Origin of the sequence: Methylobacterium symbioticum, assembly GCF_902141845.1 — a bacterium.
Lineage (GTDB): Bacteria > Pseudomonadota > Alphaproteobacteria > Rhizobiales > Beijerinckiaceae > Methylobacterium > Methylobacterium symbioticum.
Window position 1 is genome coordinate 1 of the sequence record NZ_CABFPH010000165.1, and the last position, 7,759, is coordinate 7,759.

Consider the following 7,759-nt stretch of genomic DNA (forward strand, 5'->3'; position numbering starts at 1 on the left):
GGTGATGCCGGTGAGCAGGTTGTTGAAGTCGTGCGCCAGACCCCCCGTCAGCTGGCCCACCGCCTCCATCTTCTGGGCCTGCCGAAGCGCCTCCTCGGCCTGGGCCAGCGCCTCGCCCTGTGCCTTGATCGCCGTGATGTCGCGCACCGAGGCGTAGATCAGCCCCTCGCGCGGCACCGCGTTCCAGGAGAGCCAGCGATAGCTGCCGTCGCGGTGCCGGTAGCGGTTCTCGAAGGTGAGCTGCGCCTCGCCGCGGGCGAGGCCCTCGGCCGCCTTCAGGGTCGCGGCCGCGTCGTCCGGGTGGACGAAGGCGAGGAAGGGCCGCGCCTTCATCTCGGCCTCGCTCCAGCCGAGGGTCGCCGGCCAGGCCGGGTTGAGGCTGAGGAAATAGCCGTCGAGGCTCGCCACGCAGAGGAGGTCGGAACTCGCGCGCCAGACCGTGTCGCGCTCGGCGGTGCGGGCGGCGACCTGCCGCTCCAGCTCTGCCTCGATCCGCTTATGCGCGGTCACGTCCTGGGCGAACAGGTGGAAGCCGTCGACCCGGCCGCTGGCGTCCCGGCGGGGCAGGAGACGGATCTCGGCGACGCGCCCCGTCCCGCCCGGACGCGGCCATTCCGCCTCGAACACGGCCGGCTCGCCCGCGAGTGCGTGGGCAGCCTGTGCCAGAAGCTCCGCCCGCGGCACCGGGCCGTCGAGATCGGACAGGGCGCGGCCGACTGCCTCCTCGGGTGCGAGCGCCAGCCAGTCCCGGCCGGCGAGATTGGCGAAGCGGCAGGTGCCGTCGGCATCGACGAAGGCGATGAAGACCGGGAGCGCGTCGGCGATCAGGCGCAGCTCGCGCTCGTTGGCGAGCGCCCGCTCCTCCGCCGTCCGGCGGGCGGTGATGTCGCTGAAGAAGATCGCCACGCGCCGCGCCTCGGGCTCGCCGACGCGCAGCGCCCGCACGTCGAACCACCGGCCGAACACCGCGGCATAGTTTTCGAAATGCGCGGGCTCGCCGGTGAGCGCCACGCGGCCGTAGGTGTCGAACCAGTGCCGCTCGAGGTTCGGCGCGAAATCGCTGACCCAGCGCCCGACGACGTCCGCGCCGGTCTGACGGGCGAAGGCGGGATTGGCCTCGACGATGCGGTAATCGACGGCTCTCGTCCCCTCGAACCGCATCTCGACGATGCAGAAGCCGACCTCGATCGCCTCGAACAGCATCCGGTAGCGGTCCTGCGTGCGCCGCAGGGCCTCGTCGGCGAGGCGCCTCTCGGTCACGTCGCGCACCACGCCGACGAAGCGGACGCGGCGCCCCTCCGCGTCCTGCTCGAAATCGGCGCGGCGCGCGATCCAGCGCAGCTCGCCCGTATCGGCGCGGCGGATCCGGTACTCCACGTCCCGCACGGCCGTGCCCGTCCGGCGCGAGGCAGCGCCCGAGCGGATCCCCGCATCCTCGGGCACGACGAGGGCCTCAATCTCGGCGGCCGGAAAGCGGGCCCGCTCGGGCAGCCCGTAGAGCCGGCAGAGCTCGGGGGTCGCCTGGATCATGTCGTCGGCGAGGTCGACCGAGAACACGCCGACGCCGCCGGCCTCCTGGGCGCGGCGCAACGCCGCCTCGGCCTCGCCGAGCGCCAGACTCGCCCGGTGCTCGGCCGAACGGTCGCGCACCACCTTGACGAAGCCGCGATGCGCGCCCGACGCGTCGCGCAACGGGCGCAGCTCTCCGTTCGCCCAGAACCGGCTGCCGTCCGCGCGCAGGCGCCAGCCCTCGTTCTCGGCGCGGCCCTCCGCGAGGGCGGTCCGCATCGCGGTCTCGGCCCGGCCCGCGCGGCGATCCTCCTCGGTGAAGATCCGGGCGAGCGACTGCCCCTGCATCGCCTCGGCCGGCCAGCCGGTGAGGCGCTCGGCGCCCGCGTTCCAGTCGGTGATGCGGCCCGCCGTGTCCGTGACGGCGATGGCCACGTCCGAGGGGCTGTCGAACACGGCGCGGTAGCGGTTCTCGCCCTCGCGGGCGGCGGCGCGGGCGGCAGCCTCCCCGGCCTCGGCGAGCCCCGCCGAGAGGGCGCCCGCGAAGAGGCGGGCGGATTCGAGATCCGCGGGCGTGAAGGCGTGGGGCCGCCCCGATTGCAGGCGCAGCACCCCGAAGACACGGCCCTCGCGGGTCACGGGCACGAGGATGCAGGCGCGCTGCCCGATGATCGCCGAGAGCGCCTGATTGACGCGGGGATCCGCCTGCGTGTCCGCAAGGACGATCGGCTCGCCCGAGATCAGGCAGCTCCCCGAGAGGCTGCCGTGGAGCGGCACGCGCAGGCCCTCATGCGGCCCGAGCGCCCCCTGTGCCGCGCGGTAGACCAGCGTCTCGCCCTCGCCGAGCTCGACCGCGCCGCCCTCGGCCCGCGGCACCGCCCGCATGGCGCCCGAAACCAGGGCGGCGAGCATGCGCGCCTGGTCGGAGCCCGCCGCCGCCACCGCCTGCTGCGTCTCGGCGAGGATGGCGGGCCGGCGCGCCGCCTCCTGCCGCTCGACGAGGACGGTCTCGCGCTGGCGCAACGCCGCGCGCAATTCCAGGAGGCTCATCACCTGCCGGGCGAGGCGGCGCAGCGCGTCGGCCTGGGTCTCGGAGAGGCCACCGGGGCGGGGCTCGGTGTCGAGGATGCATAGGGAGCCGAGCGCGTGGCCGTCGGGGCTGCGCAGCGGCGCGCCGGCATAGAAGCGGAAGCCCGGCGCACCGGTGACGTAGGGGTTGTCGCGGGTGCGCGGATCGGCGGCGAGGTCGGGGATGACGAGGAGGTCCGCCGCCTCGGCGGCGTGGGTGCAGATCGCGACGCCGAGCGGCACGGCGCCGGCCGCGAAGCCGACCGCGGCCTTGAACCAGAGGCGGTCCGGCCCGATCAGGCTCACCAGGGCGACCGGCGCGGCGCAGACGAGGGCCGCGAGCTGGGCCACGTCGTCGAAACCGGTCTCGGCGGGGGTGTCGAGGATATCGTAGGCGGCGAGCGCGGCGAGCCGGTTCGGATCGGCCGCGCGGGCTGCGGGATCGGGGTCAGGCATGGTCCAACGTACGCGGGACGCCCCGGCGGATCCCGAGGTCTTTCGGCCTGCTCTAGCGCAATCCGGTCGGTCCCGCGAACGGATGATGCGGCCCGCGCGCCACCCGGTCCCTGCGGCGATTGGCGCGGCCCTCCCCCTCCCTCGCTCCGGGAGGGGGGAGGGCCGCTTCCGGTCCCGGCTACCGCGTGGTCGGCAGCAGCACGTCCGGCAGCCACATGGCGACGCCCGGCACGAGGCAGAGGATCAGGATCGCCACCGCCATCAGGATCACGAAGGGCAGGGTGCCCCAGATGATGTCCGAGAGCGGGATGTCGGGGGCGATGTTCTTGATGACGAAGATGTTGAGCCCCACCGGCGGGTGGATCAGGCCCATCTCCATGGTGATCGTCATCACCACGCCGAACCAGACGAGATCGAAGCCCGCGGCCTTGAGCGGCGGCAGGATGATCGGCGCCGTCATCAGGATGATCGAGACCGGCGGCAGGAAGAAGCCGAGCGCGATCACCAGAGCCAGGATCGTCACCAGCAGCACCCAGGGCGAGAGCTGCATCGCCACGATCGCCTGCGCCGCGGCCTGGCTGATGTGCAGGTAGCTCATCACGTAGGCGTAGAGGAGCGACATGCCGATGATCAGCATCAGCATGGTCGACTCGCGCAGCGTCGCGGTCAGGATCGGGCTGACGTCCTTGGGCCGCCAGACCCCGTAGATCACCGCGATCAGGCCGAGCGCCAGCAGGCCGCCGAGCCCGGCCGTCTCGGAGGGCGTGGCGTAGCCGCCGTAGAGGGCGACCATGACGCCGGTGAGCAGGATCACGAAGGGCAGCACCCGCGGCAGCGTCGAGAAGCGCTCGCGCATGCTGTAGGTGTCCTCGGTGAGGATCGCCGAGCGCGCGCCCCCGCCCGCGTAGGCCACTTTCGCCGCCGCGTATTCGGAGCGGAAGCGGTAGATCGACCAGGCCGCGAACAGGCCGACCAGCAGCAGGCCCGGCCCGATGCCGGCGAGGAACAGGCGGCCGAGCGACTGCTCGGCGGCCACCGCGTAGAGGATCATGGTGATCGAGGGTGGCAGCAGGATGCCGAGCGTGCCGCCCGCCGCGATGATTCCGGCGGCAAAGCCCGGCGAGTAGCCGCGCTTCCTCATCTCCGGGATGCCCGCCGAGCCGATGGCCGAGCAGGTGGCGGGCGAGGAGCCCGCCATGGCGGCGAACAGCGCGCAGGCGAAGACGTTGGCGATGCCGAGCCCGCCGGGGATGCGGTGCATCCAGGCATGCATGGCCGAGTAGAGGTCCTGGCCGGCCCGGCTCCGGCCGATCGCCGCGCCCTTCAGGATGAAGAGCGGGATCGAGAGCAGGGTGATCGAGGCCATCTCCTCGTAGACGTTCTGCGCCACCGTATCGAGGGAGGCGGCGGGCATGAACACGAACATGAAGGCGAGCGCCACGAAGCCCAGCGCGAACGCGATGGGAATGCCCGACAGCATCGCCGTGAGCGTGGCCCCCGCGTAGAGGGCACCGATTGCCGCGACGCTCATCGGCCGCTCCCCTTGGTCTGCGAGGCGAGCACATCGGGCCCGCGGGGGGTCAGGTCGGGGCGGCTCGCCATGTCCCGGTTGACGTCGGCGGCGACGCCCACCTTCGGCGCCGCCCAGCCGGCCCGGCCCGGCCCGTAGAGCACGGCCTCCAGGATCTGCAGGGCGAGCTGGATGCCGAGCAGGGTCATGCCCGCCGCCATCATGGAATAGGGGATCCAGAGCGGCGGCCCCCAGGTCGATTGCGAGACCTGCCCGTCGACCCAGGCCTCGTGCAGGAGGGTGAAGCTCTTCCAGGTGAAGAAGGCCACGAAGACGAAGCTGACGATGTCCGCGAGCAGGAGCCGCACCCGGTTGACGGTGGGCGAGAGCAGGCCGGTCAGCGCCTCGATCGCCACGTGGCCGCGCTTGGCCTGCACGGCGGCGGCCGAGCCGAAGGTGGCGCCCACGATCAGGAACACCGCCATCTCGTCCTGCCACTCCGTCGGTTCCTTGAACACGTAGCGGATCAGGACGCTGTAGCTGAGCACGAGGCAGGCGGCGACGAGGGCCACGCCGCCGAGCATCAGGATGAGGTTGTTGAGGCCGCGGATGGCGCCCTCGATCGCGCCGAGAAGCCCCGGTGCGCGGGGCACCGGGGCGGCATGGGTCTCGGCAGCGGCGGTGGCCGCGTCGAATCCGTGGCTCACGACACCTGCTCCGCCAGCTTGAGGAGCTCGGCACAGGAGGCGTTCTTGTTGGCGAAGTCCTTCCAGGCCGTCTCGCGGGCGAGATCGCGCCACTGGCGCAAGGTCGCCTCGTCCATGGTCTGCACCTTGGCGCCGGCCTTGCCGAAGACCTCCTCGACGCGGGTGTCGTCGGCCTTGGCGCCGGCCTGACCGAAGCTCTCGAGTTCGGCGCCCACCGCCATGATCAGGTCCTGCTGGTCCTTGGGCAGGCGCTCGAACACGATCTTCGACATCATGATCGGCTCGAGCATGAACCAGTAGGAGCGCTCGCGGCCCGAGACGAGGGCCTTGGAGATCTCCTCCAGGCGGAACGAGATCAGGCTGGTGGAGGAGGTGATGACCGCGTCGCAGGCCCCCGTCTGCATGGCGGCGTAGGATTCGTTCGACGGGATCGACAGCGTCGCCGCGCCCGCCTGCTTCATCATCATGTCCATCTCGCGGGAGCCGCCGCGGACCTTCATGCCCTTGGCGTCGGTCGGCGTCAGGAGCGGCCGCTCGCGGCTCGCCACGCCGCCCGCCTGCCAGACCCAGGAGACGAGGACGACGCCCTTCGATTCGAGCAGCTCGGTGATCTTGCGGCCGACGGCCGCGTTCTTCCAGCCGAGCGCCTGCTGGTAGGAGGTGACCAGCGCCGGCATCAGGCCGATATTCATCTCCGGCACCTCGCCGCCCGCGTAAGGCGCGGGATAGAGCGACATGTCGAGGGCGCCCTTGCGCACCGCGCCGAACTGGGCGTTGGTCTTCATCAGGGACGAGCCCGGATAGACCTGCACCTCCAGCGCGCCCTTCGAGCGCTCGGCCACCGCGGCCGCGAACTTGCGGCACATCCGGTCGCGGAAGTCACCCTCGTCGATGGTGCCGCCGGGGAATTGATGCGAAAGTTTGAGGGTGGTCGCCGCCTGAGCGGCGTTCAGGCCGAAGCGCAGCAGCGCGGGCGCGGCGAGAGCCGAAGCGATGAGGCTCCGTCGTGTCGTCGTCATGGCGTTTCTCTCCCGTGAGAGACAAAAGAGTCGATTATTGGATTGTGTTCGACTGTCCGTGGAGTATGCGGCAGTTCTGTATTTTTACAAGCGCTTTTTCCCGCTTCTGCGCACGCAAAAGCGCGAAACGCGGCGAGCGCGTATTATAGATCTGCCTTGCGGGATGCTGCGCCGATCCAGGCCCGCACACCGTCCACGGAGCGGAAATCCTCCAGCGCGTGTACACGGGCGCCGGGCAGGGCGTCGCGGGCCATGGTGGCGAGGGCGTGACCGGGGCCGAGTTCGAGCACGGCCTGCGCCCCGAACTCGCGGGCGGCGACGAGGCAGGCGGCCCAGTCGATGGTCTCGCCGATCTGCCGGGCGAGCTTGTCCGTTCCGGCCCGCGCATCGAACACCGCCAAGCCGTCGAGGCCCGAGACGAGCCGCGGCGCGCCGGGGCCGGGCCGCAGCAGCGTCTCCGTCGACAGGCGGGCGCGGAAGGCCTCCGCCGCGGCGGACAGAAGCGGCGTGTGCGAGGGCGTGCGGACGGGCAGGATCACGGCGCGCAGCGCCCCCGCGGCGGCGGCGGCGGCGCAGAGCGCGTCGAGATCGGGGCGGGCTCCGCCCAGAACGGCGCTGTCGGCGGCGTTGCGGATGGCGAGGTGGCAGGCATGGGTACCGGCCAGCCCCTCGATCCGGGCGAGCGGCAGCCCGCGGATCCCAGCGAGGCCGAAGCCGTCTCCCGTCGCCGCATCCATCGCCTCGGCGCGGGCAGCGGCCAGCCGCAGCACCGCCTCGGGGCGCAAGCGGCCGGCGATCGCCCAGGCGGCGAGGTCGCCGATGCTGTAGCCGGCCACGATCGTGCGGGCGGGCAGGACCGGCGCCACCAGGCTCCAGCCGGCAAGCGCGGCGGTGCAGCACAGGATCTGGCCGATGCGGTTGTTGTGCAGGTCCGCGCCCCCATCCCGCACGAGGGCGCGCGGGTCGCGCCCGAGGAGCGACGTCGCGGCGGCGAAGACCGGCTCCGCCGCGGGCAGGCCGGCGGTCAGCGCGAACATGTCCGGGTTCTGGCCGCCCTGGCCGGAGAGGAGGAGCGCGAGGGTCATGCGTCCTCCAGCCCGTCCACGAACAGGGTCATGGCGAGGAGGTCGGCCGCCCCGCCCGGGCTGAGGCGGCGGGCGACGAAGGCGCGGTGGATCGCCTCGGCCCGCGCGAACCAGTCGTCCTGCGCGACGCCGCCTACCGCGCAGAATTCCGCCGCCGCTGCGCGGGCGAAGCGATAGCCCTCCGCGCCGCCGCGGTGGAGCAGGTTGGTGTCCTCCAGATGCGCGATCAGGGCGAGGCAGCAGCCGACGCGCTGCGCCTGGGGATCGTCCGGGCGCAGCCTGCGGGCCCGGCGCAGAGCCGGCAGCCCGACCCGGTAGAGGGTGGGGAAGCCCGCGGCCGCCTCGGCCGGGGCGCCGCCGACGCCGTGCCGGAGCCGCGCCCGCGCGCCCGGCGCGTCGAGGGGG

At 72.6% G+C, this 7,759-nt stretch carries 6 protein-coding genes; all 6 read right to left on the bottom strand.

The features are described from left to right. Positions 1-3,033: PAS domain S-box protein (locus MET9862_RS29705; RefSeq protein WP_210248136.1), on the bottom strand; the 3,033-nt coding region annotated here is incomplete at its 3' end. 178 nt (positions 3,034-3,211) lie between these two features. Further along, entirely contained in the window at positions 3,212-4,564 is a 1,353-nt protein-coding gene (locus MET9862_RS27520; protein ID WP_142586105.1) for a TRAP transporter large permease, read from the bottom strand. Then, the gene (locus MET9862_RS27525; RefSeq protein ID WP_142586106.1) at positions 4,561-5,250 is read right to left on the bottom strand and encodes a TRAP transporter small permease; all 690 of its coding nucleotides are present in this window, start codon (positions 5,248-5,250) and stop codon (positions 4,561-4,563) included. Before MET9862_RS27525 ends, MET9862_RS27520 begins: the two co-directional genes overlap by 4 nt. Beyond that, positions 5,247-6,269: a TRAP transporter substrate-binding protein DctP gene (gene dctP, locus MET9862_RS27530; protein WP_142586107.1), complete on the bottom strand. Its 1,023-nt coding sequence runs from the start codon at positions 6,267-6,269 to the stop codon at positions 5,247-5,249. Before dctP ends, MET9862_RS27525 begins: the two co-directional genes overlap by 4 nt. 143 nt (positions 6,270-6,412) lie before the next feature. Further along, on the bottom strand, positions 6,413-7,354 hold the full coding sequence (locus MET9862_RS27535) for an ACP S-malonyltransferase (protein ID WP_142586108.1): 942 nt from the start codon (positions 7,352-7,354) through the stop codon (positions 6,413-6,415). Further along, positions 7,351-7,759 (bottom strand): triphosphoribosyl-dephospho-CoA synthase (locus MET9862_RS27540; protein WP_185157030.1); only part of this gene is annotated, 409 nt, incomplete at its 5' end. The genes MET9862_RS27535 and MET9862_RS27540, both read right to left, overlap by 4 nt.

Bases quoted from the DNA above. Each gene is read 5' to 3' on its own strand.
- MET9862_RS27520 (WP_142586105.1), bottom strand. From the start codon at position 4,564: ATGAGCGTCGCGGCAATCGGTGCCCTCTACGCGGGGGCCACGCTCACG.
- dctP (WP_142586107.1), bottom strand. From the start codon at position 6,269: ATGACGACGACACGACGGAGCCTCATCGCTTCGGCTCTCGCCGCGCCC.
- MET9862_RS27535 (WP_142586108.1), bottom strand. From the start codon at position 7,354: ATGACCCTCGCGCTCCTCCTCTCCGGCCAGGGCGGCCAGAACCCGGAC.